The sequence below is a fragment of the Agromyces ramosus genome (assembly GCF_030817175.1).
GTDB lineage: Bacteria > Actinomycetota > Actinomycetes > Actinomycetales > Microbacteriaceae > Agromyces > Agromyces ramosus_A.
In genome coordinates, this window is sequence record NZ_JAUSYY010000001.1 from 566,534 (window position 1) to 591,783 (window position 25,250).

The window sequence follows — 25,250 nt, forward strand, 5'->3', positions numbered from 1 at the left end:
GGCATCCGCCGACCTCGAGACCGTGCGCCTCGTCAACGGCCTCTCGTGCGAGCTGCCCGCGAACTCGCCGCTCGCGAAGCTGTTGCACTCGCAGCGCACCTGGGTCGGCCCCGACGCGAAGCAGCGCCTCGCGATCCTCCGCGCCGCCAAGTCCGTCGCGATCGTCGGGGCATCGCCGAACCCCGCCCGGTCGAGCTTCTTCGTCGGCACGTACCTGCAGCAGTCGAGCGACTACCGCCTGTACTTCGTGAACCCGAACGCGACGGAGATCCTCGGGCAGCCGGCCTACCCGAACCTCGCAGCGCTGCCGGAGGTGCCCGACATCGTCGTGGTGTTCCGCCGCGGCAGCGACATCCCGAGCGTGGTCGACGACGTCGTCGCGGTCGGCGCGAAGACCATCTGGGTGCAGCTCGGCATCTGGAATCAGGACGCCGCCTACGACGGCGAGGCGAAGGGCCTCACCGTCGTGATGGACCGCTGCATCAAGGTGGAGCACGCGCGCTTCCACGGTGGCCTGCACCTGCTCGGATTCGACACCGGCCAGATCACGAGCCGCAAGACGCTGCGCTGACGCGAGCCGGGCCGGCGTGCTCCGGCCTCGCCGGCGAGGCCTATCCGACTCGACGCAGCGCCCGGTCCCGTCGCTTCGCAACACTCGATCCCGACTCCCGGCGCGCCATGCGGCGCAGCACGATCGGGGCGAGCACGAGCCCGGCGACCGCCCAGGCGCCGAGCACCGCCACGGTCTCCAATTGGCGCCATGACTCCCCGATCTCGATGACCGCGGCGTCATCGGGAAGGAACGCCGAGCGCATGCCGAGGCCGAGCCAGTAGATCGGGAAGGCCTGGGCGATGCCCTGCAGCCACACCGGCAAGGCGGTGATGGGGGCGAAGATGCCCGAGATCGCGATCAGGCCGATGATCGGAAGCGACAGGTGGCCCGCTGCCCGCTGGCCGGAGACGAGCGACCCGAGCATCGCACCGATGGTCTGGGTCGCGACCAGCCCGAGCAGGAGCACCCACGCGAAAGTGAGCCATGAGCGCCAGCTGTCGAGGGTCAGGCCTCCGACGAGGAGGGCGCCGGGGATGATGAGGATCGCGAGGTACACGAGCACCGTCGCCGAGATCTGCACGAGCTTCCCGACGAGGTAGGCCGGAATCCCGTCGGGGGTCGCCTTCGCGCGCAGGAGCGTGCCGTCTTCACGATCGGCGGCGAGCTGCTGCACGACGAGGAGCATCCCGAGTGCCACGAACATGCCGAGCACTCCCGGCAGCATGACGCTGCCCAGGCTGAACCCTCCCCCGAGGTCACGGTCGCGGAGGAAGAACACGGCCACGAGCGTGGCGATCGGCCAGAGCAGTTGGCCGACCAGTGCTGCTCCGCTGAATGCCTGGCGGAGCTCGATGCGGCCTCGACGCAGGCCGGCGCGGAGGGTGGAGGTTGCGAGCGTCATCGGGATGCACCCTCCAGTTCGGTCTCCAGCGGCGCCGTGCCGGCGAGCTCCGCCTCACGCACGAGTGTCAGGTAGGTCTCCTCGAGTGAGGCACGCCGGATGTCGAGCTCGCTGACGCCCGACTCGTCTCGCCTGAGCAGCTCGCGCACGAACGCGGTGGAGTCGGCGACCGAGCGAGTGTGGTGCGCTCCGTCCTGAACCCAGCGGACCTCGTCGTGGCCGACGATCTGCCGTGCGAGCTGCTCGGAGGTGCCGTCGGCGATGATCCGCCCGCCGACGAGGATGAGGATGCGGTCGGCGAGGTGCTCCGCCTCGTCGAGATCGTGCGTCGTGATGACGATCGTCGCGCCGAGTTCGTGGGAGATCTGCCGCACCAGGCCGTGGAAGTCTCGTCGTGCCTTCGGGTCGAGCCCCGTCGTCGGCTCGTCGAGGAACACGAGGTCGGGCCGGCCGACGAGGCCGATGGCGACGTCGAGTCGGCGCCGCTGCCCCCCGGAGAGCTTGCCCACGGGCCGCTCGGCTTGCCCGGTCAGCCCGACGGCGGCCAGGAGATCGTCGACCATCCAGGGTCGCGGGATCGAGGGAACGGAATAGGCGGCGTACAGCGAACCCTGGTAGGCGAGCAGCTCCCGCACCCGCCACTTGGCGTGATCACGCCAGGACTGCAGCACGATGCCGATTCGAGCCCGCCACTGTTCGTCGCCCCGGGCCGGGTCGACACCCAGCACGTCGACTCGCCCGGCGGATCGCATCCGGAACCCCTCGAGCACCTCGATCGTGCTGGTCTTTCCGGCGCCGTTCGGGCCGAGGAGGGCGAGCACCCCGCCTCGGCGCACACCGAAGGACACGTCGTGCAGCACGTCGGTCGACCCGTAGCGCATGCGAAGTCCCTCGACCTCGATCACGTCCCGCTCGTTCGTCGTCGTCGTCATCATCGTCTCATCTCGTCTCGTGGATCGGGTTCGTCGGTCTGCGCCGACGTCAGAGCTGCTCGAGTCGGGTCACGAGCGCGGCACGGTCGACCCCTGCGTAGGCCAGCGCGCGGGGCACCGTGCCGAGGTCGGCCCGGAGCACCCCGATGAGCGCGTCGGCGATGGCGAGTCGCTCGCGCTCGGCGCGGCTTCGGTCGCGGCGCGCCTTGTAGTTGCCGCGCTGCAATCCGTCGCGGATCGACGCGCCCCAACCGGGGCGGGAGTTGCCGGTGGCGTGCAACCGCTCCTCGGCGACGGGGTCGATGCCTGCGGCGCGGAGGGCGCGCTCACGCTCGCCGCGGAGCGCTGCCTCGACGCCGGCGTAATCGAGTCCGACGTCGGCGAGCACGTCAGCCGCGACGTCCCCGCTTCCGGCGATCGCGAGCAGCAGGTGCTCCGCCTCGACCTTGGCGGCGCCGCGCCGCGCAGCCTCGTCGATCGAGCGCACGATGACGGCCTTCAGGCCCACGCCGAGATCGTCGTGGAGTTGCTCAGGCATTGCGCCTCCTCAGTTCGATGCCGGCGGTGTCGAGCCGGCGATGATGCTTCTTGTGCACGGCCTGCCGGGTCACGCCGAGCGCCTCGGCGACCTGGCTCCAACTCCAGCCGGCGCGCATGGCGCGCTCGACGGCGGCGTCTTCGAGCCGGTCGGCGAGCTCGCGCAATGCGACGACGGCAGCGAGGTCGTCGGCCTCTGCTCCAGTGGGATCCGGCGTCTGCGGGGTCATGTAAGCAACTTAGGTTGCTTACTCGGAATTGTCAACTCGGGTTGCTTACCGTGAGCTGACCGACAAGCCACGAAGACGGAATTGGCTGTTGTGGCGCCCGGCACAGCCGCGCTTGTATCGGAGGATGCCTTTCGAGTCCTCCGCCGAGCACGAGCTCTCCGGCCAGTTCGAGTACTCCGCCGATCCCGCTCGGCTCGATCACGAGCGCGTGCACCGCTGGCTGTCGGAGGAGTCCTACTGGGCGATGGGGCGGTCGCGCGCCGCGCACGAAGCCGCAATCGCGGCGTCGCGCAACTTCGGCATCTACGACCGGGCGACGGGTGAGCAGCTCGCCTACGCGCGGGTCATCACCGATGGCGTGACGTTCGCTTGGCTGTGCGACGTGTTCGTCGCCGTGGAGGCCCGTGGGCACGGAATCGGCGTGGCCCTGGTCGACCGCGTCATCGGGTCACTCGAACCCCTCGGCCTTCGGCGAATCGCCCTCACCACCGGTGATGCCCACGGGTTGTACGAGAAGTTCGGGTTCCGCCCACTCGATCGCCCGGAGGAGTGGATGTCGCGGGCCGGCACGGCGGGACCCGCATGACACGTCAGGCGGCCCCCGCCTCGCGATCGACGTCGTGGTCGGTCTCGTGGTCGGCGTCTCGCCCGTAGGCGAGCATCAGGAAGCTCGACCCGTCGGGCCGCTCGAAGACGAACTCGCGCTCGTGCAGCCGCTCGAATCCGAGGCGCTCGTAGAGGCGCTGCGCCGCGACCATGTCGGGACCGGTGTTCAGCACGACCCGCTCGAGTCCGCGGAGGCGGGCGAGGCGCAGCACATGCCGCACGAGGAGCTCGCCGATGCCGCGGCGGCGAGCCTCGGTCGCAACGCCGAGGAAACGGAAGTCGAGCTCGCCGTCGCGGGCGAGCGGTGAGATCGCGGCGCCGGCCCTGGGCGTCGAGGCGGTGCCGAGCGGCATGCCGCTCGAGGCATCCGTCACCACCCACACCTGGTGGTCACGCGCGCGCTGTGCGACCGCCGCGATGTCGGCCCGGTATGCGTCGCTCAGCTCGAAGTCGGCCGCGTACGCACTCTCGACGAGGGCCGCGACCGCACTGGACTCGTCGGGCCGCATGAGGCGCACCCGCACGTCGGCGCGCTCCTGGAGCGGCTGGGCATACACGAAGGAGTCCACGCCATCGGCGGAGGCGGCTGCATCGCGCTCGGGGTCCCGCACGAACCCGAGGCGTTCGGAGAGCGACTGCGCACGCGTGTTGCGCGCACCGGTGTCGAGCACGAGGGCGTCGGCGCCCCAATCGAGCGCCGCCTCGAGAGCCGCCCGCATGAGCGCTTCGCCGATGCGTGCGCCCTGGAGCTCGGGGTCGACCGCGAGCAGCCGGATCTCCGCCTCGCCGGCCATCGCGACCCGCGCATACCGGGTGCGCGCTCGAAGCACGCTCGCGGTTCCGACCACCCGGCCGTCACGACGGGCGACGAGCACGGCACCGGATGCCGCTCGCCCCGTCGTATCGCTCACGAACTCGCGGCGCTCGGCGCTCACCTCGAGGCGCCCATAGGGTCCGGCGGCGAAGGCCCGCTCGATGAGGGCGGACTCGGCTCCAGCCTCGCCATCGCGGATCGGACCAATGGTGAACGGTGTACCGGCGAGCGTCATCATCGCGTTCCAGCCTAGAGCGGACCCGCTGGAAGAACGGGCCCCGCCGTGTGGCGGAGCCCGTCCGTCTGGTGTGCCGAGCGAGTGCCAGGCCCGCCGCCTCGCCGTCAGGAGGCGAGCCCCTCCTGCCACTCGATGAGGTCGCCGATCTTCGCGACGAGCACGTCGTCCTGGATGCCGTTGGCCTTGGCTTCGGCCTGGCGCAGGACCTTGATCGCGGCACCGTGGTCGCCGGCATCGGCGGCGAGCTCTGCCGCGTCGAGCGACTCGGCGACATCACCGGCCAGGTGCACGTTCTTCTGCGAACCGGTAGCCAGTTCGGCCAGGAGCTCATCGACCTCGCCGAAGGTCACGCAGTCGCCCCCACCCGTCGTGACGCCGGCGGTCCACTCGATGCCGCCGAGCACGTGGCCGAGGAACAGCGGGTCGGTCCACGTGACATCCGTGTGGCCCGCCCCCTCGTACCAGGAGCGACCTCCCTCGAAGTTGTGGCACCATGCGAGCGGGTGATCGGCACCCATCGACCCGCCCGAGTAGGTGGACTCGTCGAGCGTGATCAGCACGTGCACGTCTTCCCGCGGGTTGGTCGTGTAGTTGTACCACTCGTCGAAGCGCACCAACTCGGCGGGCAGCATCTCGGTCGACGGATGCGTCGGGCTCTCGACGCGCATGGTCGCCGTCTGCTGTGCGGGGTGGTTGCGGAAGCGCGCGCCGCCACCGGTGAGCTCGCTGTACCAGGGCACCGTGTGCATCGAGTCGGTGGCGGCGTGCAGCCCGACGTACCCGCCGCCGCTCCGGATGTACCCCTGGAACGCCGCCAGCTCGGTATCGTCGAGCAGGCGCGGCCGAGCGGGATCCAGGTTGTTCGTCCCGTCCACCGGCGACGCGAACACGATCGTGGCGTACTTCGACAGGTCCGCCGCAGTGGTGAAGGGCGTGCTCGCGAGGGTCAGGGCCGGCTGCCGCGGATCCCACACCTCCACGTCGAAGCCGTTCTCCTCCCCCAGTTGGATGACCGCACGGGTGGTGTCGTCGATGTGCGAGTGCCGGAAGCCGAGGGTCTTTCCGACGACGAGCACGTCGTACTCGGCGTCGTCGGCATGGGCCGGCGCCCCGGCGACTCCGAGGGTGAGCGTGATGCCGATGGCACAGGCTCCGGTGATCAGGCGCTGCATGTGTTGCTTCATAGGTCGTTTCTCCTCGTCGAGCTGGACCGTTCCAGAGCCGCCTGCGTCAGGCGGGGCAATATGTTGCGCGAGGCGACATATTCGCCAGACCGAGACTACTGGGGCGCCTGCCCACTGTCAACGACAGCACCCGATTAGTTGCGACACGGGCGCACGACTTTCATCGCCCATGACGAACCTTTCTCTTGACAGATGAGAAAAGTGCTGCTCCCCGCACGCCCTGTCACCCGCGTGCGCCGGAAGCCCGATCAGCGCACGATTCTGCGACACGACGCCCGATGCGTGCGCGCACGGGGACGTAGCCTTGAGGGGTGACAGCGTTCGTCTCAGCCCTCGATCTCTTCTCGATCGGGATCGGCCCCTCGAGTTCGCACACCGTCGGCCCGATGCGGGCGGCACGTGCGTTCGCCGAGCGACTCGACGACTCGGGGGTCCTCGACGGCGTGACGCGCATCACGTGCTCGCTCTACGGCTCGCTCGGCGCCACCGGACTCGGTCACGGCACCCCCGACGCGATCGTGGCGGGCCTCGCAGGCCTGCGACCCGACGACTGCGACCCCGATGAGGTTCGCGCGGCATGGACTCGGCTCGGCGACGGCACCGACGTCCTCGTCGCGGGTCGGCACACGATCACGATGGCGCAATCCGACCTCAGCCTCGAACCGCGCACGCGCCTCCCCGGCCACCCGAACGCCATGACCCTGCAGGCGTGGGCCGATGGTGAGGTGCTGCCCGTCGCCGAAGAGACCTACTACTCGGTCGGAGGCGGGTTCATCCGCCGCGAGGGCGACGCGCCCGAGGACTCCGAGGCGCTGCGGCATCCGCTGCCCTACTCGAACGCCGCCGAACTGCTCGAGCTGTGCGATGAGCACGGCGTCTCGTTCTGCGACGTGGCACGGTTCAACGAGGTCGCGGTGCATGGCGAGGAGGGCATCGACTCCGGTCTCGACGCCATCTGGGCCGCGATGGCCACGTGCGTCGAGAACGGGCTCGCCACGGGCGGGACCCTGCCCGGTGGCCTCCGCGTGAAGCGGCGCGCACCCGAGGTGCGACGCCGGCTCGAAGAGTACGACCACGACGAGCAGCGCAGTGGCCAGCAGCATCGCGACACCTCGACCGAGTGGCTGCATGCGTTCGCGCTCGCGGTCAATGAGGAGAACGCCTCGGGCGGCCGCGTCGTGACCGCCCCGACGAACGGGGCCGCCGGCATCATCCCCGCCGTCGGGCACTACTACCTGCGCTTCGTGCCCGGAGCGGATGCCGCGGGCATCCGCCGCTTCCTCCTCACCGCCGCGGCCATCGCCTCGCTCGTCAAGAAGAACGCCTCGATCTCCGGAGCCGAGGGCGGATGCCAGGCCGAGGTCGGCTCCGCCTGTGCCATGGCCGCGGGCGCGCTCTGCGCCGTGCTCGGCGGCACCCCCCGGCAGATCGAGAACGCCGCCGAGATCGCCATGGAGCATCACCTCGGCCTCACGTGCGACCCCGTCGGCGGACTCGTGCAGGTGCCGTGCATCGAGCGCAACGCCATTGCCGCGTCGACCGCCGTCTCGGCAGCGCGACTCGCGCTGCACGGCGACGGCACCCACCTCGTCTCACTCGACACCGTCATCGAGACGATGCGACAGACCGGTCTCGACATGATGACGAAGTACAAGGAGACGAGCGAAGGCGGGCTCGCCGTCAACGTCATCGAGTGCTGAGCGAGCTCACCACGCCCGACATCGACACTCGTGTCCCCCGATCGGGACTCTCGCGCCCGTCGTCCGGGTCTGCCACGCTGTGCTCATGGACACCCCCGACCCGACCATCCCCGAGAGCTACGAGTTCCTCTTGGGCGCCGGCCTCATCGGCCTCATCATCGGACTCGTGATCTACCTCGCGGTCCTCGGGCTCATGCTGTGGATCGGCTACCTCATCATCAAGGCGGCGGTACGCAACGGGCTCCGCGAGCACACGCTCTGGCTCGAGAGCCGCCGCGGCCCGATTCGCTGAGCCCCCAGGCGTCGCCCCGCACGCGTGCCGCCGACGGTACCGCTGCGTTACCGCCTGTTGCGGCATCCGTCGGCCGGCCGCCGGTGCGCCGTTAGCGTGTTCGCATGAACGCCCTCGAGTTGCCCACGCCCCTCGTCACCACCGACTGGCTCGCCGAACGTCTCGGCGACGACCGTCTCGTGGTGGTCGACGCGAGCGTGCTCAGCGTCTCGACGGCGGCCGGCTCGCGATGGTTGAGCGGCCTCGACGACTACCTCATCGGCGGGCATGTCCCCGGGGCGGTGTTCGCCGACCACCTCGAGGAGTTCTCCGACCCGGAGGGCCGGTTCGGGTTCACCCGCCCGACCCTCGCCCGAATCGCGCGCGCGGCTCGTGAGCTCGGCATCGACGACGACGTCTCGGTCGTCGTCTACGACTCCTCGTTGGGGCACTGGGCTGCCCGGCTCTGGTGGCTGCTGAGCGCGGCGGGATTCCCGCGCATCGCCGTGCTCGACGGCGGCCTCTCGCGGTGGCAGGCCGAGGGCCGCCCGATCGACACGGGCTTCCAGCTCCCGCGCGAAGCCGGCACGCTCACGCTCGCCCGGATCGACGGGTTCTGGGCCGACCTCGACGAGGTGCAGCGCATCGTCGACGGCGAATCCGATGCCGCGCTCGTCTGCGCACTGTCCGCGAGCGAATTCCGGGGCGAGACCGGCACGCGATCGCGACGCGGACACATCCCCGGGAGCGTGAACATCCCGCTCGGCTCGATCGTCGACCGCGAGACGCGCACGCAGCTCGATGGTCAGGCGCTCGCCGAGCGGGTGGCTCCCGCGACCGCGGGCGGCGCGCCCCGCATCGTCGTGTACTGCGGAGGAGGCATCGCAGCCGCGGGCACGGCGCTCGCGCTGCGTCGGGCGGGACATCCGGATGTCGCGGTGTACGACGGCTCGCTCGACGAGTGGGCAGCCGATCCCGAATTGCCGCTCATCACCGTCGCGTGAGCGTGATCGTCATCATGAGCGGGGCGGCGGGCGGCGATGCGATTCAGCAGGCGCAGCTGATCGTGCCGGCGCCGACCGGCCCGCCCGCGAGGCCCGCCGCGGCGACGTTCGTGAGCGGATCTGCCCCCAGCTGGGCCGGGCCATCGGCGGTGTCGTAGGCGAAGCCCTCGCGCACCCAGTACTCGAAGCCTCCGAGCATCTCCTTCACGGGGTGGCCGAGCAGGGCGAACTCGAGCGCCGCACGCGTGGCCCCGTTGCATCCGGGACCCCAGCAGTAGACCACCACGGGCGAGCCGGCGGGAATCCGGGACGCCGCCTCCGCCGCGATGCGCCGGCCGGGCAGGTGGATCGCACCCGGCACGTGACCTTGCGCCCACGAGGCATCGTTGCGGGTGTCGACGAGGACGAAGCCCGGCTCGGGCTCGGCGAGCGCGGCGGAGACGTCGGAGACATCGGACTCGAAGCCGAGCCGGCCACGGAAGTGCGCGACCGCCGCAGCGCTGTCGGCGACGTGCTCGAACAGCGCGGGGGCGGCGCTGGTCGGGGTGGAGATCGTCTCGGTCATGTCCTCACCCTGTCACCGACGTGCTCCGGCCGGCCCGTGAGATCGCGCCGTCATGGCGCGACATCCGGCCAGCGTGCCGTGCGGCGCCGCCCGTCATACCCTGAACGCATGCACATCGGCGAGGTCTTCCTGCTGCTCGGCGGTTCGCTCGCGGTCACCGCGTTCGCCCGATGGCGAGAGTGGCCCGCGCCGCTCCTCGTGATGGGGGTCGCCTTCATCGTGTCGGTCATTCCGGCCGTTCCCGAGATCGACGTCGACGGCGAGCTCGTACTCACCCTCGTGCTGCCGCCCCTGCTCTATTCGGCGGCACTCGACGTGACGTACCTGAACTTCCGGCGCAGCATCCGGCAGATCCGCCGGCTCGGCATCGGCCTGCCGATCGGCACGGCTGCGGCCGTGGGCCTCGTCGTGTGGCTCATCGCCCCGTCGCTCGGGCTCCCGATGGCGCTGCTCGTCGGGGCGATCGTGGCACCGTCCGACGCCGTGTCGGCAGCCGCCGTCGGGCGCAGGCTCGGCCTGCCGCGCCGCGTGATGACCGTGATCTCCGGTGAGAGCCTCGTCAACGACGCCACCTCGATCACGCTCTTCCGCACGTTCGCGGCGATCGTCGCGGGCGCGACCGTGACCTGGCTCGACGGCATCGGCTCGTTCCTCATCGCGGTCGCCCTCGGCACCGCTCTCGGGCTCCTCATCGGCTGGCTCGTGACGCTGGTGCGCACCCGACTCGATGACCCCGCCGTGCTCGGCACCATCAGCCTGCTCGTTCCGTTCGCGGCGTACGCGATCTCGGAGCGCCTGGGCGGCTCCGGGGTGCTCGCCGTCGTGGCGGCCGGCATCCTCATCGGGTACAACGCCCCGAAGACGAGCTACGCGACGCGTCAGCAGGAACGGCCGCTCTGGCAGTCGGTCGACGTCCTGCTCGAGGGACTCGTCTTCGCGCTCATCGGGCTGCAACTGAGTCCCGCGATCACCGACGTGCTCTCGAGCCCGCTCGGCCTCGGCCTGAACATCGGACTCGCGCTCGCGGTGCTGGTCACCGTGATCGCCGTCCGAATCGCCTGGGTGTTCGGCGGGTACGCGCTGGCGCGCGGCGTGGGCGGATGGCTCGCCCCCCGCTGGGCGGCACGAGGTCGCCGCTACCACCTCGAGCCGAGGCTGTCGCCGAGCGAGCTCACGGTCATCTCGTGGGCGGGAATGCGCGGCGTCGTGACCCTGGCAACCGCGACCGCGATCCCGACGGCGGCGGGCGATCCCACAGCGGCGAGCACCGTCTTCCTCATCGCGTTCGTGGTCACGGTCGGCACGCTCCTCGTGCAGTCGACGACCCTGCCCCTCCTCATCCGGCGCCTCGGGGTGGTCGCCGACGACGAGCGGGAGCAGGACCGCACGGAGATCCGTGCCGTGCTCCGCCGCAGCACGAAGGCGGGCCTCGAGTACATCGAGAGCCGGCGCGAGGCATGGCGCGAGCGTTACGGCGCAGAGCTCGCCGACCGAGTCATCGATCGGTTCGAGAAGCGCGTGCGAGCGGATGCCTCCAAGACGCTGCAGCTCGCCGGCGACGATGACCAGGCGCCCGCGGGCTCGCACGACGAATTCGCGGAGCTCAACCGCAACTGGATCGCCGCCCGTCGCGCGATCGTGCTCGAGGAGCGCGACGCGGGCAATCTCAATGAGGAGGTCATGCGCGAGCTGCTCTTCTCGCTCGACGCCGAGGAGCTCGCCTTCGACTCCCGCACCGCGGTGCGGGCCGACGCCCGTGGCGAGATGACCTGACCCTGAGCCGACCTCAGGCCGCGGGCGCGAAGAACGCGGTGACCGCGGCGCCGAGGGCGACGAGGTCGTCGACGTGGGCGAGTTCCCGTGCCGAGTGCATCGACAGCAGAGGCGGCCCGACGTCGACGGTGCGCATGCCGAGACGCGTCGCCGACAGCGGGCCGATCGTCGAGCCGCACGGGATCGCATTGTTCGACACGAACGCCTGCGTCGGCACGCCAGCCTGGCGGCAGACCTCGGCCCACAGCGCGGCGCCGACGGCGTCGCTCGCGTAGCGCTGGTTCGCGTTCAGCTTCAGCAGCGGTCCGCCGCCGAGCACCGGCTGGTTCGCCGGGTCGTGCCGCTCGGGATAGTTCGGGTGCACGGCGTGCCCGGCATCCGATGACAGGATCCAGGATGCCGCGAACGCACGCCGGCGCTCGACCTCACCGGCGCCCAGCCCGGCGGCCACGCGCACGAGCATGTCCTCGAGCGCGGGTCCGCTCGCGCCCGAGCGCGACTCCGAGCCGAGCTCCTCGTGGTCGAAGGCGGCGAGCACGCTGACGTGACCGGCGTCGCGCGGCGCGGCGAGCAATGCGACGAGACCCGCGTACACGGAGGTCAGGTTGTCCATCCGTGCCGAGGCGAAGAAGGCGTTGTCGCGTCCGAAGCGGGCGGGGGCCTGCGTGTCGACGAGCAGCAGGTCGTGGCCGGCGACGGACTCGGGATCGATGCCGGCCTCGCGCGCCGCCTCGGCGAGGAGGTCGGCACCTGCGGGTGCGCCGCTGACGGTGCCCCAGATCGGCTGCGTGTGCCGCTGCTTGTCGAGCGTGAGCCCCTTGTTGACGTCGCGGTCGAGGTGGATCGCGAGTTGCGGGATGCGCAGCATCGGGCCGGTTCGCACGAGGTGCTCGGCCCCGTCGACGGTGACGATGCGGCCGGCGAGCTCGAGTTCGCGGTCGAGCCAGGAGTTCAGCAGTGGCCCGCCGTAGACCTCGACGCCGGCCTGCAGCAGTCCCCCGGTGCTGGAGGCGTGCTGCGGCTTCAGCTTGAACGACGGCGAATCGGTGTGTGCGCCGAGGATGCGGAACGGCGTCGTCGGGGTCGCGCCCTCAGGCTGCACCCACGCGATGACCGCGCCATCGCGCACCACGAGCCGGCCGCCCGGCGTGGCCGCCCACTCGTCGCGCTCGTCGAGCCGCTCGAAGCCCGCCGCCTCGAGCTGCCGTGCCACCTCGGCGGCCGCGTGGTACGACGACGGCGAGGCTTGGACGAATGCGGCGAAGTCGTCGACGTAGGCGTCGGTGTGCAGGGCGTCGGTGTGCTGCGGGGCGGTGTGCTGCGGGGCGGTCTCAGGTGCGGGCATCCTCCCATCCAACACCGCGGAGGCGGCGGGCGCGACTCAGGCGAAGCGCACGACGGCCTGGAGGCGCGAGCGCACCTCCATCACCTCGGTGCCGCCGAGGTGCGCCGAGCCCGGCAGGCCCTCGCGCACGGCACTCGCGAGCCGTGATCGGCGCACGAGGGCGACGACGGCGCCGCGATTGGTGCCACCGAGCTCGAGCGGCTCGGCGGCATGCTCGTCGGGCACCACGATGATGAGCGCGGTGGGCTTCACTCGCGCCGCGCGCCCGATCGCCTTCGCGCGAGCAGCGAGCGCGCGCATGGGGCGTTCACCGTCGAGCGGCTCGCCGACGAGCTCGCCGCGCTTCATCGCGACGGTGCCACCCCAGTCCTCCGACTGGATGGCGAAGAGCCCCGTCGGCCCGAGCACGAGATGGTCGAGCTTCGGCGGAAGGTCGCGACCCGCGGCATCCGTGGCGAGGTCGTGCCAGACGGTGTAGGCGATGCCGAGCGTCGCGAGCGAACGCGCCGTCGCCTCTTCGGCGAGCGCATCGGCGAGCACGTGACGGATGTCGCGGGGCGCGCCGCGCACGAGCGCCGGATCGTATGGGTCGTCGAGGGTCACGCCACGACCTGCCCATTCCCTGATGCGCGACAGGTAGCGCTCACGCGAGAGCCCGCCCGGATGCCCGTACGAGCGTGCGAGCGGACGCGAGTCGCGCCGCGGCTTCGGAGCGGCGGGCGCCCACGCTTCCCGGGTCGGCGCCGGCGCGCCACCGCGTGCTGCACCGCGGTCGAACGCCGCCCGCGCCTCGGGAGTGCCGACGAGTTCCCACGCCAGCTGCACGGCGTGGAATCGAGCCGGATCGCCGCCGGTGTCGGGGTGGGCCGTGCGCAAGGCACGACGATAGGCGAGCCGCAGCGCCACGGCGTCCGCGTCACGCGGCACGCCGAGCACCTCATATGGGGAGGCGGAGAGCGGACTGTCGGGCATGGACTCGCTTTCGGTGTGCGACCACGAGGATACCGTGACCATCTCGGTGTTCGCCGAGGCCGTGGCGTTCTCAGATGCGACGGATCCTCAACGCTAGACTCCGCACGAGGCCCGGTGCGGGCCGCGCAAAGGGGAGGTGCGTCGTGGTCGTCGACGTCAACTACTGGGCCGTCCTGATCGCCACGCTGTCGACGATGATCGTCGGGTCGATCTGGTACACGCCGAAGGTCTTCGGCAACTACTGGATGCGAGTGGCCAAAGTCGACGACACCGGCGACCGTGGTGCCGTCGGCCCGATCCTGACGACGCTCATCGTGAGCTTCATCTCCGCATGGGTGCTCGCGATCGCCACGCAGGTGGCCTGGACCGCCCTCGACGGCAACTACCTGCTCATGGCGATCACCACGGGCCTGATGCTGTGGGCCGGTTTCACCGCTGCGCGGTTCATCACCCACGATGCATTCGAGGGGCGACCCCCGGGGCTCACGATCCTGAACATCGGGCACGAGCTCGTCACGGTGCTCATCATGGCGCTCATCATCGGGGCGTGGCCGCCCGCCGGCACCGTCTGACCGCCACCGCCTCACCGGACACGGATGCCGCGTGCGGGGTCACTCTGGCCCGAGGTCCGACTCGGCGAAGTGCAGCATCCCGTCGTCGATGAGGGTCCGCACGGCGGGCAGCAGCTCGGCCGAGAGCGCCGACTCGTCGACCTCGAGCAGGTGCGCGAGCGCCGCGACGATCGCGCCGACCGAGAGGACGCCGTCGCAGGCGCCGACGAGCGCCGCGAGCCCCGTGTCGAGGGTGATCGCGCGACCGAACCCGCCGCCCTGGCGCAGCAGCATCGCCGTCGGATCCTCGTCGCCCGGCCAGTAGTGGCGCTCCTCGGTGACGTCGCCGGCCACCACCAGGTGCGCCGACGCGAGCTCCGCGTCATCGAGCGACGCCTGCCGGTCGTGCGCGGCGAGGCATTCGGCGAGGTGGCCGCCGAGGCCGGAGCCGTTGTCGCCGAGCGGACCGTGCAGCCGTTCGAGGCGTGCCAATCGCGGGCGCCGGCCGCTGTCGTCGGCGCGTCGCAGCAGCACGTACCCGAAGCCCACCTGATGCACTCCCCGAGCCGCGAAATCGTCGAGCCACGCGTCGTAGAGCCGGTCGAACTCGGGCGTGCCGTGGCGCGTGCCGCCGTCGCGGATCCAGGTCTCGGCGTAGACCGTGACGTGCTGGACCTCGCGTTCGACGACCCAGTGGTCGAGCCCGGTGACCCACGCGCGCACGCGGTCGAGCGCCTCGCGACGGCCGCGGTACTCCCAGTTGCCGAGCAGCTGGGCGATGCCGCCCGGCTCGAGATGGTCGGCGACGCCCCGGATGACCGCTTCGACGAGCGCGTCGCCGACCATGCCGCCATCGCGGTAGTCGTACTCGGGCACGTCGCCGCCGCGCGGGGTGATCACGAACGGCGGGTTCGACAGTATTCGGTCGAACCGTTCGCCCTCGACCGGCTCGAAGAGGCTGCCCAGCCTGAACTCGACCCCGCCGATGTCGTTCAGCATCATGTTCAGGCGCGCGATCTCGAGCGCCCGCGTGGAGATGTCGGTCGCGACGACGTGCTGCGCGAGCCGCGACGCGTGCATGGCCTGGATCCCGCAGCCCGTGCCGAGATCGAGCACGCGACGAGCCGGGGTGGGCAGCATCAGTCCCGAGAGCGTCGTCGACGCACCGCCGACGCCCAGCACGTGCCGCTCCCCCAGGGCGTGTCCGAGGGCGAGCTCGCCCAGGTCGGACAGGATCCACCACTCGGCGGAGCCCAGCGCATCGCTGAACGCGTAGGGCCTGAGATCGAGCATCGCGCGGAGGGACTCCCCGAGTCCGTGCCCGACATCGTGCCCGAGCAGCCCGAGCAGCACCGCCCCGTCGATGCCGAGCGCAGGCAACGCGTGCGCCACGTCGGCAGCCGGCACGGGCAGGCCGAGCACGAACAGCTCCGCGAGCGTCGCAAGATCGGCGGATGCCCCGTGCGCGGCCCGGCGGGCGTCGAGCACGCGGCGCGCCGGCACGCGTTCGCCGCGATGCAGCGCCGACGCGGCATCCGCACCCCACAGGCCCTCGAGCGAGGCAACCGTGAAGCGTGCCGCGGCGAGGTCGTCGCGAAGCCGGGCGATCAGGCCGCGCGTCGCCCCGTCGGCGTCGGCGTCGGCATCGACGTCGTTCGGGGTCGGCGCAACGGCGCCCGGCTCGGTGGTCATGCGTCCATTCAAGCGCACCCGTGCGCGGGCGGCCGGCCGCCCGAGGCCTCCCACGGGCGCCCGACCGTCATGCCGCCGTCATCTCGTGTACACCTCGGATTGCTCCGTGTAACCCGACCGTCACACGGTGCACGTAGCGTTGGTTACGATCGATTCAGCGAGGGGAGGCGCGACATGGCCGAGGCATCGACGCTCGAACGGCTGCGCCAAGACGCGCGCGACGAGCTCTCCGCACTCATCGAGTTGCGCTGCCGGCTCGGCGAAGACCCGTGGGTGTTCCTGCCCGAGCTGCCCTCCGTCGACGAGCAGGTCGTGGCGACGCTCCGCGAGGAGCGCCTGCATTCCGAACGCTGGAGCCCTGCACGCGCGCGCGCCTATCACCCGGCTGCCCGCGAGGGTGATGCGGCGCGGTTCGAGTACGACCTCCTCCGCGAGATCGCGCTCGACCACCCCGACCTCAGTGAAGCGGTGTGGACGGTGCTCGAGCGAGTTCCCTCGCCGTGGTGATGCGCTGCACGCGCATCCAGGTGATGAACCCGAAGATCGTGAATGCCCCGTAGAAGACGTAGAGCAGCGCTGAGGCGTAGTAGCCGGCGCTGATGAGCAGGGGGACTCCGACCACGTCGACGGCGACCCAGATCAGCCAGAACTCCGTCCATCCCTTCGCCATGCCCCACGTGGCGAGCAGCGACCCCATGAAGATCCACGCGTCGGCCCACACGGGTTCGAATGAGCCGAGCGCCCGGAAGATCGGAGTGAGCACGAGCGTGCCACCGACGAGTGCGACGGCGAGCAGCACACGCTCCTTCGTGCTCGCCCAGCGCGGCTCGACCGCGGTCTCGCTCACGTGGCGGTGCTGCGACCAGCGCACCCAGCCGTAGATCGACACGGCGATGAACATGAGCTGGCGCCCCGCCTGGCCGAGCAGGTTCACGGGATTCGGCGTATCGAAGACGGCTCCGAGGAACACGGTGAACAGGAGCGCGTTGCCGACGATGCCGACGGGCCACGCCCAGACCTTGCGGCGGAGTCCGCCGAGCGCGCTCGCGAGCCCGAAGAGGTTGCCGACGATCTCGCGCCAGAGGATCACCTGGTCGCCGATCACGAGCTGGGCGTCGAACAGCCACTCGATGGGGTTCACGCGTCGACCGAGTTCGCTCGGGAGCGACGCCGCGTGAGCGTCGCGACGACGCGCGCGAGGAGGCGCCAGCCGATGAGGAATGCCGCGAGCACCGACGCAGCGACGATCACGAACGCGGGGTCGGTGCCCTGCCCGCTCATGGCACGCAGCAGCATGCCGCCGATCAGGGTCACCACCCAGATCACGATCGCGGACGGCCAGACGGCGATCGGATGCCGCCATGCGCGTGCCACGAGCCAGCCGGTCGCAAGGGCCACGAGGAACGGCCAGGCGGTGCCCCAGACTTCGATGAGCTCGAGCCCTTCGGCGTGGCTGCGGCGCCCGATGAGGACGAAGACGACGACGGCCGCCGTGTCGAGCAGGGCAGCCGTGATGATCGCGCTCGCACGCGATGGTTCGGTCATGCTCCCATCGTAGGGATCCCGGCGACCGCCGCCGTTCACCGTTCGACGGCGAGGGCGTCGAGGGCTGCGGCGTCGCTCACGGGCAGCGCGCAGACGAAGGTGCGGCACCGGTACGCCGCGGCACGGTGATCGCCGGCGGGGCGCCCTTCGAACAGCTCGAACCCGGCGCCGGCGAAGGCGCGCGCTTGCGCTTCGGTCACGATCACCGCGACGGATGCCTCGTGGCGCCGCGTGCTCGCGACGAGCTCTGCGATCGTCGGCTCGGCGGCAACGTCCGCGTCGGGCACGACCGTGACGAGTTGCACGATCGGCGCGGCCATTCGCGCCATCAGTTGCAGCGCACTGCCGAACGCGAGCGGACGCTCGAGCGCGAGCCCCGCAACCGAGCGCATCGCGGTGGCTGCCACCTCCCGATACTCCTCGCCCGCGCCGAGGAGGTAGAGCCGCCACGCGGCGTGGGCGCACGACGTCAGGGCGGATGGCGTCGCCCCTTCGGCAGGGTCGCTCGGCAACGCGAGCCCACGGGCGGCGAGCACCGGATCGGCGCCGCCCGGTGCCGCGAACGGGACGGCCGACGCGTCGGCGGCGCGCACCGCGGCGTCGACCAGGCTGCGAGCGACGACGGCGTACGACGCCTCGCCCGTCGCCGAAGCGAGGTCGAGCAGCCCGCCTGCGAGCATCCCGGTGTCCTCGAGGGTCGCGGTCGCCGAGGAGACGGTTCCGTCGAGCGAGGATCGTACGAGCCGGTCGCTGTGGACGTGATGCTCGAGCACGAAGCCGGCCGCCCGACGCCCCGATGCGAGCAGCTCATCGTCGTCGAAGGCGAACGCCGCTCGCGCGAGCGCACCGATGGCGAGGCCGTTCCACCCGGTGAGCACTTTCTGGTCGAGCGACGGCGGTTCGAGCCCTGCCCGCCCGGCGGCGTCGCGGTGGTAATAGCCGCCCTCGCTGCGTGCGCCGTCGATGACGCTCTCGGAGTCCTGCGCGCTCGCGAACCCGCCCGACGGGAGCTGCATGCGACCGGTGAGGAACCCAGCAACGCCCCGCGCGATCGCCTCGGATCCTCCTTCGAGATCTTCCGACCGCGCGAGATCGACGGCGACGTCGAGGAGCAGCGCGTTGTCAGTCAGCATCCGCTCGTAATGCGGCTCGCTCCAGTCGGCGCGAGTGGCGTAGCGGAAGAACCCGCCGTCGACCCGGTCGCGAAGGGGCGATGCGCCCATGAGCTCGAGGGTCCGTCGGGCAATCGTCCGCCCTCGGTCGCCGGAGGCGGTGAGAAAGCCGAGCACCGGCGCCACCGGGAACTTCGGCGCACCGCCGAATCCCCCGTACAGGCGGTCCTCGTCGCGGGCGAGCGCCTCGACGGCGCCCTGCAGCTGCTCCGTCGACGGCAACGCGCCCGAGGTGTCGGCGACGGATGCCGCGACGAGCGCATCGGCGACCGCGGCGGCGGTCTCGTCGAGTTGCGGTCGCCGCTCGCGCCAAGCCTCACCGACGGCCTCGAGCACTTGGGTGAACGACGGCATGTTCGGGGCCGCGCGCGGCGGAAAGTACGTGCCGGCGTAGAAGGTTCGACCCTCGGGCGTCGCGAATACCGTGAGCGGCCAGCCGAGTTGCCTGGTGAAGGCGGATGCCGCGGCGAGGTAGCTCGCATCGACATCGGGGTGCTCTTCGCGGTCGACCTTGATCGCGACGAACCCCTCGTTCAGCACCCTGGCGACCTCGGGATCACTGAAGCTCTCGCGTGCCATGACATGACACCAGTGGCACGTTGCATACCCGATCGAGATGAGGATCGGCACGTCGCGTTCATGCGCGGCCGCGAACGCCGCCTCGCCCCATTGATACCAATCGACGGGGTTCGAGGCATGTGCCCGCAGGTACGGGCTCGTGGAGTCCGCGAGACGATGACCCATCACTCCAGCGTAGGTGCGATCGGCGACAATGCAGGGGCCTTGACCGGTGCGTTAAACCAAAGAGAGCCGCCCAACCTTGGGCGGCTCTCTTCGAAATGATGTCCGGCGGTGTCCTACTCTCCCACAGGGTCGCCCCTGCAGTACCATCGGCGCTGCGAGTCTTAGCTTCCGGGTTCGGAATGTGTCCGGGCGTTTCCCTCGCGCTATGGCCGCCGAAACTCTTGCCACACCGCGTCCGCCACGTGTTGTGGGGTGGGTGTGTGGTCTCGGTGTCCGCACCGGGCCCCGGTTGCCAACCCTGTGGTCGGGGTGGTGGTGGGGTGGTGCGGGTACAACTGTGTTGAGTTATGAAGTGTGTGGTGTTTTCCGTCTGAAGGGAACCACAGAGTGGACGCGAGCAATCTTGGGCCACTCACACGGCCTTTCGATGAATGATCTTCAAACGTGTGTGAGTGTAGTGATTGTCAAGTTATCGGCTTATTAGTACCGGTCAGCTCCGACAGTCGTTAGTCCTGTCTTCCACATCCGGCCTATCAACCCAGTCGTCTGGCTGGGAGCCTCTCCCCCGAAGGGTTGGAAATCTCATCTTGAGGCCGGCTTCCCGCTTAGATGCTTTCAGCGGTTATCCATCCCGAACGTAGCTAACCAGCGGTGCTCCTGGCGGAACAACTGGCACACCAGAGGTTCGTCCAACCCGGTCCTCTCGTACTAGGGTCAGATCCTCTCAAATTTCCTACGCGCGCAGCGGATAGGGACCGAACTGTCTCACGACGTTCTAAACCCAGCTCGCGTACCGCTTTAATGGGCGAACAGCCCAACCCTTGGGACCTACTCCAGCCCCAGGATGCGACGAGCCGACATCGAGGTGCCAAACCATGCCGTCGATATGGACTCTTGGGCAAGATCAGCCTGTTATCCCCGAGGTACCTTTTATCCGTTGAGCGACAGCGCTTCCACAAGCCACTGCCGGATCACTAGTCCCGACTTTCGTCCCTGCTCGACCTGTCAGTCTCACAGTCAAGCTCCCTTGTGCACTTACACTCGCCACCTGATTGCCAACCAGGTTGAGGGAACCTTTGGGCGCCTCCGTTACTTTTTGGGAGGCAACCGCCCCAGTTAAACTACCCACCAGGCACTGTCCCTGAACCGGATCACGGTTCGAAGTTAGATATCCAGAGTGACCAGAGTGGTATTTCAACAATGACTCCACCGACACTAGCGTGCCAGCTTCACAGTCTCCCACCTATCCTACACAAGCCACACCGAACACCAATACCAAGCTGTAGTAAAGGTCACGGGGTCTTTCCGTCCTGCTGCGCGTAACGAGCATCTTTACTCGTAATGCAATTTCGCCGAGTTCGCGGTTGAGACAGCTGGGAAGTCGTTACGCCATTCGTGCAGGTCGGAACTTACCCGACAAGGAATTTCGCTACCTTAGGATGGTTATAGTTACCACCGCCGTTTACTGGGGCTTAAATTCTCAGCTTCGCCTTGCGGCTAACCGGTCCTCTTAACCTTCCAGCACCGGGCAGGCGTCAGTCCGTATACATCGTCTTGCGACTTAGCACGGACCTGTGTTTTTAGTAAACAGTCGCTTCCCACTGGTCTCTGCGGCCCTGCAGCGCTTCCCTCAGCTAGTGAGTTCACGCCTTAGGCCCCCCTTCTCCCGAAGTTACGGGGGCATTTTGCCGAGTTCCTTAACCACGATTCTCTCGATCTCCTTGGTATTCTCTACCTGACCACCTGAGTCGGTTTGGGGTACGGGCGGCTTGAACCTCGCGTCGATGCTTTTCTCGGCAGCATAGGATCACCAACTTTTCATCCGCATCGTGTCTCAGCCTTGATGAACCGCGGATTTGCCTACGGTTCGGCCTACGCACTTGCCCCGGGACTACCATCGCCCGGGTTTGGCTACCTTCCTGCGTCACACCTGTTAATACGCTCACCGCCTCGACATGGGGTCGCACGCTCCACCAGCCGGTGTCCCCGAAGGGACGATGACTGGCTTCGGATGCTTAGCACTATCGGATTGGTGTGGGCGGTTCTTCGCCGGTACGGGAATATCAACCCGTTGTCCATCGACTACGCCTGTCGGCCTCGCCTTAGGTCCCGACTTACCCAGGGCAGATTAGCTTGACCCTGGAACCCTTGGTCTTCCGGAGGACGGGTTTCTCACCCGTCTTTCGCTACTCATGCCTGCATTCTCACTCGTGTGGCCTCCACGGCTGGTTCACACCGCCGCTTCGCTGGCCACACGACGCTCTCCTACCCATCAACACGGCTGGACCACGAAGGCCTACCACTAATGTCAATGCCACAACTTCGGTGGCGTGCTTGAGCCCCGTTACATTGTCGGCGCGGAATCACTTGACCAGTGAGCTATTACGCACTCTTTCAAGGGTGGCTGCTTCTAAGCCAACCTCCTGGTTGTCTGTGCAACTCCACATCCTTTCCCACTTAGCACGCGCTTAGGGACCTTAGTTGGTGGTCTGGGTTGTTTCCCTCTCGACGATGAAGCTTATCCCCCACCGTCTCACTGCTGCGCTCTCACTTACCGGCATTCGGAGTTTGGCTGACGTCAGTAACCTTTTAGGGCCCATCGGCCATCCAGTAGCTCTACCTCCGGCAAGAAACACGCAACGCTGCACCTAAATGCATTTCGGAGAGAACCAGCTATCACGAAGTTTGATTGGCCTTTCACCCCTATCCACAGCTCATCCCCTCCATTTTCAACTGAAGTGGGTTCGGTCCTCCACGACGTCTTACCGTCGCTTCAACCTGGCCATGGATAGATCACTTCGCTTCGGGTCTAGGACCTGCGACTGAATCGCCCTATTCAGACTCGCTTTCGCTACGGCTGCCCCTCACGGGTTAACCTCGCCACAGATCACTAACTCGCAGGCTCATTCTTCAAAAGGCACGCTGTCACCCCAACACGGAGGCTCCAACGGTTTGTAAGCAAACGGTTTCAGGTACTATTTCACTCCCCTCCCGGGGTACTTTTCACCTTTCCCTCACGGTACTTGTCCGCTATCGGTCATCTGGGAGTATTTAGGCTTATCAGGTGGTCCTGACAGATTCACACGGGATTTCTCGGGCCCCGTGCTACTTGGGATCCCTCTCCGGGCCGCCAGGCATTTCGACTACGGGACTCACACCCACTCCGGTCCGGCTTTCAATCCGGTTCGTCTATACCTGACGCGTCACCGTGACTGCACGGCAGTACAGTCCGAAAGGTCCCACAACCCCGACCATGCAACCCCTGCCGGGTATCACACATGGCTCGGTTTAGCCTGTTCCGCGTTCGCTCGCCACTACTTACGGAATCACGGTTGTTTTCTCTTCCTGTGGGTACTGAGATGTTTCACTTCCCCACGTTCCCTCTACCCGCCCTATATATTCAGGCGGGAGTCACCAGGTCACCCAAAGGGCCTGGCGGGGTTTCCCCATTCGGAAATCCTCGGATCACAGCTCGTTTATCAGCTCCCCGAGGCTTATCGCAGATTACGACGTCCTTCTTCGGCTCCAGATGCCAAGGCATCCACCGTTTGCTCTTAAAAACTTGAAAATCACATGAGATCGAATCGTGCAACACCACCCCGAAGAGCGATGCTGCGAAATTGACCAGTGAACACGCCAAACAACACCCCCGAAAGGATGCCATTGGCGATTCACCTTTTGTGAAACACGACCCGAAGGTCCTGTTTCTAAGATGCTCGCGTCCACTATGTAGTTCTCAACAGACGGCCAGAACCCCCACACCCACCAGCAACCGCCGGCATCGGTGAAGGCCTGCAAGAAACCATCACCCCCACCCCCGAAAGGGCAGAGTTGTCCGGTCCCTCAGGACCCAACAGCGTGCACGTACCAGCCTCCCCCGACCACACCGTTCCAACCCCGCAAGCGGAGCGTACTGAGTACAGCCGAAATCAACCGGCACCTATGTCAATGTTCCACCCATGAGCAACCAGCGAGCCACAAAGGACCCGATCTGGTCAGCACTGCGAAGACCCGAAAGCCTCCGAGTTGCTCCTTAGAAAGGAGGTGATCCAGCCGCACCTTCCGGTACGGCTACCTTGTTACGACTTAGTCCTAATCACCGATCCCACCTTCGACGGCTCCCTCCCACAAGGGGTTAGGCCACCGGCTTCGGGTGTTACCGACTTTCATGACTTGACGGGCGGTGTGTACAAGGCCCGGGAACGTATTCACCGCAGCGTTGCTGATCTGCGATTACTAGCGACTCCGACTTCATGAGGTCGAGTTGCAGACCTCAATCCGAACTGAGACCGGCTTTTTGGGATTCGCTCCGCCTTACGACATCGCAGCCCTTTGTACCGGCCATTGTAGCATGCGTGAAGCCCAAGACATAAGGGGCATGATGATTTGACGTCATCCCCACCTTCCTCCGAGTTGACCCCGGCAGTCTCATATGAGTTCCCACCATTACGTGCTGGCAACATACGACGAGGGTTGCGCTCGTTGCGGGACTTAACCCAACATCTCACGACACGAGCTGACGACAACCATGCACCACCTGTAACCGAGTGTCCAAAGAGTTCCACATTTCTGCGGCGTTCTCGGTTATGTCAAGCCTTGGTAAGGTTCTTCGCGTTGCATCGAATTAATCCGCATGCTCCGCCGCTTGTGCGGGCCCCCGTCAATTCCTTTGAGTTTTAGCCTTGCGGCCGTACTCCCCAGGCGGGGCGCTTAATGCGTTAGCTACGACACGGAAACCGTGGAAAGGTCCCCACATCTAGCGCCCAACGTTTACGGCGTGGACTACCAGGGTATCTAATCCTGTTCGCTCCCCACGCTTTCGCTCCTCAGCGTCAGTTACGGCCCAGAGAACTGCCTTCGCCATCGGTGTTCCTCCTGATATCTGCGCATTCCACCGCTACACCAGGAATTCCATTCTCCCCTACCGCACTCCAGTCTGCCCGTACCCACTGCAGGCCCGAGGTTGAGCCTCGGGATTTCACAGCAGACGTGACAAACCGCCTACGAGCTCTTTACGCCCAATAATTCCGGACAACGCTCGCACCCTACGTATTACCGCGGCTGCTGGCACGTAGTTAGCCGGTGCTTTTTCTGCAGGTACCGTCAAGCCGAAGCCCTTCTTCCCTACTAAAAGAGGTTTACAACCCGAAGGCCGTCATCCCTCACGCGGCGTTGCTGCATCAGGCTTGCGCCCATTGTGCAATATTCCCCACTGCTGCCTCCCGTAGGAGTCTGGGCCGTGTCTCAGTCCCAGTGTGGCCGGTCACCCTCTCAGGCCGGCTACCCGTCGACGCCTTGGTGAGCCATTACCTCACCAACAAGCTGATAGGCCGCGAGTCCATCCCAGACCGAAAAACTTTCCACCCAAAACCATGCGGTTCCAGGTCCTATCCGGTATTAGCTCCGATTTCTCGGGGTTATCCCAGAGTCCAGGGCAGGTTACTCACGTGTTACTCACCCGTTCGCCACTAATCCCCAGGTGCAAGCACCCGGTTCATCGTTCGACTTGCATGTGTTAAGCACGCCGCCAGCGTTCGTCCTGAGCCAGGATCAAACTCTCCAAAAAAACTGGTTCAACCCACCCCGAAAGGCAAGTCAAGAGTTGAATCTCTGACCGAGAACAATCATTACTGACTGTCCATCAATCCAAAGGAATCCCACCCCCACCCGAAGGCAGAGGACAGGGTTCAAAAATTGGCATTGAACATAGTGCACGCTGTTGAGTTCTCAAGGAACGGACGCACCCGGATTCAGCCTCACGGCCTGCTTCCAGGGCAACCTATCTATCGTACCACCCCTACGGCGGGCTCGGAACTGAAGTCCGGGCCGGCGGCCTGTCAAAGGCCAGAATCACAACGCGAACGTTGGGATTCTCAGGGAGTGGAGTTTCATCTTAGGCTTGAAATCACCGAGTCGCAATG

General features: G+C 67.6%; 21 protein-coding genes and 3 rRNA genes. 8 read left to right on the forward strand and 16 right to left on the reverse strand.

Annotation, left to right across the window (positions count from 1 at the left end; all coding sequences use genetic code 11):
- Nucleotides 1-79 precede the first annotated feature (79 nt).
- Nucleotides 80-571: a CoA-binding protein gene (locus tag QFZ26_RS02715; protein WP_373460746.1), complete on the forward strand. Its 492-nt coding sequence runs from the start codon at nucleotides 80-82 to the stop codon at nucleotides 569-571.
- A gap of 40 nt (nucleotides 572-611) precedes the next feature.
- Here the strand turns inward: QFZ26_RS02715 and QFZ26_RS02720 are convergent, their stop codons facing one another.
- The 4 genes from QFZ26_RS02720 to QFZ26_RS02735 are packed head-to-tail and all read right to left on the reverse strand — an operon-like array spanning nucleotide 612 to nucleotide 3,153.
- The gene (locus QFZ26_RS02720; RefSeq protein WP_307039014.1) at nucleotides 612-1,454 is read right to left on the reverse strand and encodes an ABC transporter permease; all 843 of its coding nucleotides are present in this window, start codon (nucleotides 1,452-1,454) and stop codon (nucleotides 612-614) included.
- Entirely contained in the window at nucleotides 1,451-2,386 is a 936-nt protein-coding gene (locus QFZ26_RS02725; protein WP_307039016.1) for an ABC transporter ATP-binding protein, read from the reverse strand. The genes QFZ26_RS02720 and QFZ26_RS02725 overlap by 4 nt, the downstream gene beginning before the upstream one ends.
- A 49-nt stretch (nucleotides 2,387-2,435) precedes the next feature.
- Nucleotides 2,436-2,924, reverse strand: a complete 489-nt coding sequence (locus QFZ26_RS02730) for a Clp protease N-terminal domain-containing protein (RefSeq protein WP_307039018.1) — start codon at nucleotides 2,922-2,924, stop codon at nucleotides 2,436-2,438.
- Nucleotides 2,917-3,153, reverse strand: coding sequence for a helix-turn-helix domain-containing protein (locus QFZ26_RS02735; protein WP_307039020.1), 237 nt, complete (start codon nucleotides 3,151-3,153; stop codon nucleotides 2,917-2,919). Before QFZ26_RS02735 ends, QFZ26_RS02730 begins: the two co-directional genes overlap by 8 nt.
- Before the next feature lie 124 nt (nucleotides 3,154-3,277).
- On the opposite strand from QFZ26_RS02735, the gene QFZ26_RS02740 reads away from it, so the two are divergent.
- Nucleotides 3,278-3,739, forward strand: coding sequence for a GNAT family N-acetyltransferase (locus QFZ26_RS02740; protein ID WP_307039022.1), 462 nt, complete (start codon nucleotides 3,278-3,280; stop codon nucleotides 3,737-3,739).
- Nucleotides 3,740-3,743: 4 nt separating this feature from the next.
- Here the strand turns inward: QFZ26_RS02740 and QFZ26_RS02745 are convergent, their stop codons facing one another.
- Both QFZ26_RS02745 and QFZ26_RS02750 read right to left on the reverse strand, forming a co-directional pair.
- Nucleotides 3,744-4,811, reverse strand: a complete 1,068-nt coding sequence (locus tag QFZ26_RS02745) for a GNAT family N-acetyltransferase (RefSeq protein ID WP_307039024.1) — start codon at nucleotides 4,809-4,811, stop codon at nucleotides 3,744-3,746.
- Nucleotides 4,812-4,915: 104 nt separating this feature from the next.
- Nucleotides 4,916-5,995 carry a ThuA domain-containing protein gene (locus QFZ26_RS02750; protein ID WP_307039027.1) on the reverse strand — a complete coding sequence of 360 codons (1,080 nt, stop codon included), beginning with the start codon at nucleotides 5,993-5,995 and terminating at the stop codon, nucleotides 4,916-4,918.
- Nucleotides 5,996-6,306: 311 nt separating this feature from the next.
- Between QFZ26_RS02750 and QFZ26_RS02755 the strand changes: the two genes are divergently transcribed.
- From QFZ26_RS02755 to QFZ26_RS02765, 3 genes are all read left to right on the forward strand, one after another.
- The gene (locus QFZ26_RS02755; RefSeq protein ID WP_307039030.1) at nucleotides 6,307-7,695 is read left to right on the forward strand and encodes an L-serine ammonia-lyase; all 1,389 of its coding nucleotides are present in this window, start codon (nucleotides 6,307-6,309) and stop codon (nucleotides 7,693-7,695) included.
- 85 nt (nucleotides 7,696-7,780) lie between these two features.
- Nucleotides 7,781-7,987, forward strand: coding sequence for a hypothetical protein (locus QFZ26_RS02760; protein WP_307039032.1), 207 nt, complete (start codon nucleotides 7,781-7,783; stop codon nucleotides 7,985-7,987).
- Nucleotides 7,988-8,091: 104 nt separating this feature from the next.
- Nucleotides 8,092-8,970, forward strand: a complete 879-nt coding sequence (locus QFZ26_RS02765) for a sulfurtransferase (protein ID WP_307039033.1) — start codon at nucleotides 8,092-8,094, stop codon at nucleotides 8,968-8,970.
- A 43-nt stretch (nucleotides 8,971-9,013) separates the two neighbouring features.
- Here the strand turns inward: QFZ26_RS02765 and QFZ26_RS02770 are convergent, their stop codons facing one another.
- Nucleotides 9,014-9,535 carry a rhodanese-like domain-containing protein gene (locus QFZ26_RS02770; protein ID WP_307039035.1) on the reverse strand — a complete coding sequence of 174 codons (522 nt, stop codon included), beginning with the start codon at nucleotides 9,533-9,535 and terminating at the stop codon, nucleotides 9,014-9,016.
- 108 nt (nucleotides 9,536-9,643) lie between these two features.
- On the opposite strand from QFZ26_RS02770, the gene QFZ26_RS02775 reads away from it, so the two are divergent.
- Nucleotides 9,644-11,308: a cation:proton antiporter gene (locus QFZ26_RS02775; protein WP_307039037.1), complete on the forward strand. Its 1,665-nt coding sequence runs from the start codon at nucleotides 9,644-9,646 to the stop codon at nucleotides 11,306-11,308.
- Nucleotides 11,309-11,321: 13 nt separating this feature from the next.
- Here QFZ26_RS02775 and QFZ26_RS02780 read toward each other — a convergent pair whose 3' ends face one another.
- Entirely contained in the window at nucleotides 11,322-12,653 is a 1,332-nt protein-coding gene (locus QFZ26_RS02780; protein ID WP_307039039.1) for a M18 family aminopeptidase, read from the reverse strand.
- Nucleotides 12,654-12,689: 36 nt separating this feature from the next.
- Nucleotides 12,690-13,625 carry a J domain-containing protein gene (locus QFZ26_RS02785; RefSeq protein WP_307039041.1) on the reverse strand — a complete coding sequence of 312 codons (936 nt, stop codon included), beginning with the start codon at nucleotides 13,623-13,625 and terminating at the stop codon, nucleotides 12,690-12,692.
- Between the two features lie 143 nt (nucleotides 13,626-13,768).
- Here QFZ26_RS02785 and QFZ26_RS02790 point away from each other — a divergent pair, with 143 nt between their 5' ends.
- On the forward strand, nucleotides 13,769-14,197 hold the full coding sequence (locus QFZ26_RS02790; protein WP_307039044.1) for a DUF1761 domain-containing protein: 429 nt from the start codon (nucleotides 13,769-13,771) through the stop codon (nucleotides 14,195-14,197).
- A 39-nt stretch (nucleotides 14,198-14,236) separates the two neighbouring features.
- On the opposite strand, the gene QFZ26_RS02795 is transcribed toward QFZ26_RS02790, so the two are convergent.
- A complete protein-coding gene (locus tag QFZ26_RS02795; protein WP_307039046.1) occupies nucleotides 14,237-15,868 on the reverse strand; it encodes a DUF7059 domain-containing protein in 1,632 nt (543 codons plus the stop codon).
- A gap of 174 nt (nucleotides 15,869-16,042) precedes the next feature.
- Here QFZ26_RS02795 and QFZ26_RS02800 point away from each other — a divergent pair, with 174 nt between their 5' ends.
- Nucleotides 16,043-16,375, forward strand: a complete 333-nt coding sequence (locus QFZ26_RS02800) for a hypothetical protein (protein WP_307039048.1) — start codon at nucleotides 16,043-16,045, stop codon at nucleotides 16,373-16,375.
- Here QFZ26_RS02800 and pnuC read toward each other — a convergent pair.
- The 6 genes from pnuC to QFZ26_RS02830 form a co-directional block, all read right to left on the reverse strand.
- Complete coding sequence (gene pnuC, locus QFZ26_RS02805; protein WP_307039050.1) at nucleotides 16,326-17,009, reverse strand: nicotinamide riboside transporter PnuC; 684 nt, start codon at nucleotides 17,007-17,009, stop codon at nucleotides 16,326-16,328. The two genes, QFZ26_RS02800 and pnuC, sit on opposite strands and share 50 nt — an antisense overlap.
- Nucleotides 17,006-17,413, reverse strand: a complete 408-nt coding sequence (locus tag QFZ26_RS02810) for a DUF3054 domain-containing protein (protein ID WP_307039052.1) — start codon at nucleotides 17,411-17,413, stop codon at nucleotides 17,006-17,008. The genes pnuC and QFZ26_RS02810 overlap by 4 nt, the downstream gene beginning before the upstream one ends.
- A gap of 35 nt (nucleotides 17,414-17,448) precedes the next feature.
- Nucleotides 17,449-19,329, reverse strand: coding sequence for a thioredoxin domain-containing protein (locus QFZ26_RS02815; protein WP_307039054.1), 1,881 nt, complete (start codon nucleotides 19,327-19,329; stop codon nucleotides 17,449-17,451).
- A gap of 100 nt (nucleotides 19,330-19,429) precedes the next feature.
- Nucleotides 19,430-19,546: ribosomal RNA gene (gene rrf / locus QFZ26_RS02820) — 5S ribosomal RNA — on the reverse strand.
- A gap of 243 nt (nucleotides 19,547-19,789) precedes the next feature.
- A 23S ribosomal RNA gene (locus tag QFZ26_RS02825) occupies nucleotides 19,790-22,897 on the reverse strand.
- Nucleotides 22,898-23,366: 469 nt separating this feature from the next.
- A 16S ribosomal RNA gene (locus tag QFZ26_RS02830) occupies nucleotides 23,367-24,895 on the reverse strand.
- The 16S, 23S and 5S rRNA genes sit together here, the layout of an rRNA operon.
- Nucleotides 24,896-25,250: the final 355 nt, after the last annotated feature.

Coding starts and splice junctions, on each gene's coding strand:
- QFZ26_RS02720 (WP_307039014.1), bottom strand. CDS start 1,454: ATGACGCTCGCAACCTCCACCCTCCGCGCCGGCCTGCGTCGAGGCCGC.
- QFZ26_RS02725 (WP_307039016.1), bottom strand. CDS start 2,386: ATGACGACGACGACGAACGAGCGGGACGTGATCGAGGTCGAGGGACTT.
- QFZ26_RS02730 (WP_307039018.1), bottom strand. CDS start 2,924: ATGCCTGAGCAACTCCACGACGATCTCGGCGTGGGCCTGAAGGCCGTC.
- QFZ26_RS02735 (WP_307039020.1), bottom strand. CDS start 3,153: ATGACCCCGCAGACGCCGGATCCCACTGGAGCAGAGGCCGACGACCTC.
- QFZ26_RS02740 (WP_307039022.1), top strand. CDS start 3,278: ATGCCTTTCGAGTCCTCCGCCGAGCACGAGCTCTCCGGCCAGTTCGAG.
- QFZ26_RS02745 (WP_307039024.1), bottom strand. CDS start 4,811: ATGATGACGCTCGCCGGTACACCGTTCACCATTGGTCCGATCCGCGAT.
- QFZ26_RS02750 (WP_307039027.1), bottom strand. CDS start 5,995: ATGAAGCAACACATGCAGCGCCTGATCACCGGAGCCTGTGCCATCGGC.
- QFZ26_RS02760 (WP_307039032.1), top strand. CDS start 7,781: ATGGACACCCCCGACCCGACCATCCCCGAGAGCTACGAGTTCCTCTTG.
- QFZ26_RS02765 (WP_307039033.1), top strand. CDS start 8,092: ATGAACGCCCTCGAGTTGCCCACGCCCCTCGTCACCACCGACTGGCTC.
- QFZ26_RS02770 (WP_307039035.1), bottom strand. CDS start 9,535: ATGACCGAGACGATCTCCACCCCGACCAGCGCCGCCCCCGCGCTGTTC.
- QFZ26_RS02775 (WP_307039037.1), top strand. CDS start 9,644: ATGCACATCGGCGAGGTCTTCCTGCTGCTCGGCGGTTCGCTCGCGGTC.
- QFZ26_RS02780 (WP_307039039.1), bottom strand. CDS start 12,653: ATGCCCGCACCTGAGACCGCCCCGCAGCACACCGCCCCGCAGCACACC.
- QFZ26_RS02785 (WP_307039041.1), bottom strand. CDS start 13,625: ATGCCCGACAGTCCGCTCTCCGCCTCCCCATATGAGGTGCTCGGCGTG.
- QFZ26_RS02795 (WP_307039046.1), bottom strand. CDS start 15,868: ATGACCACCGAGCCGGGCGCCGTTGCGCCGACCCCGAACGACGTCGAT.
- QFZ26_RS02800 (WP_307039048.1), top strand. CDS start 16,043: ATGGCCGAGGCATCGACGCTCGAACGGCTGCGCCAAGACGCGCGCGAC.
- QFZ26_RS02810 (WP_307039052.1), bottom strand. CDS start 17,413: ATGACCGAACCATCGCGTGCGAGCGCGATCATCACGGCTGCCCTGCTC.
- QFZ26_RS02815 (WP_307039054.1), bottom strand. CDS start 19,329: ATGGGTCATCGTCTCGCGGACTCCACGAGCCCGTACCTGCGGGCACAT.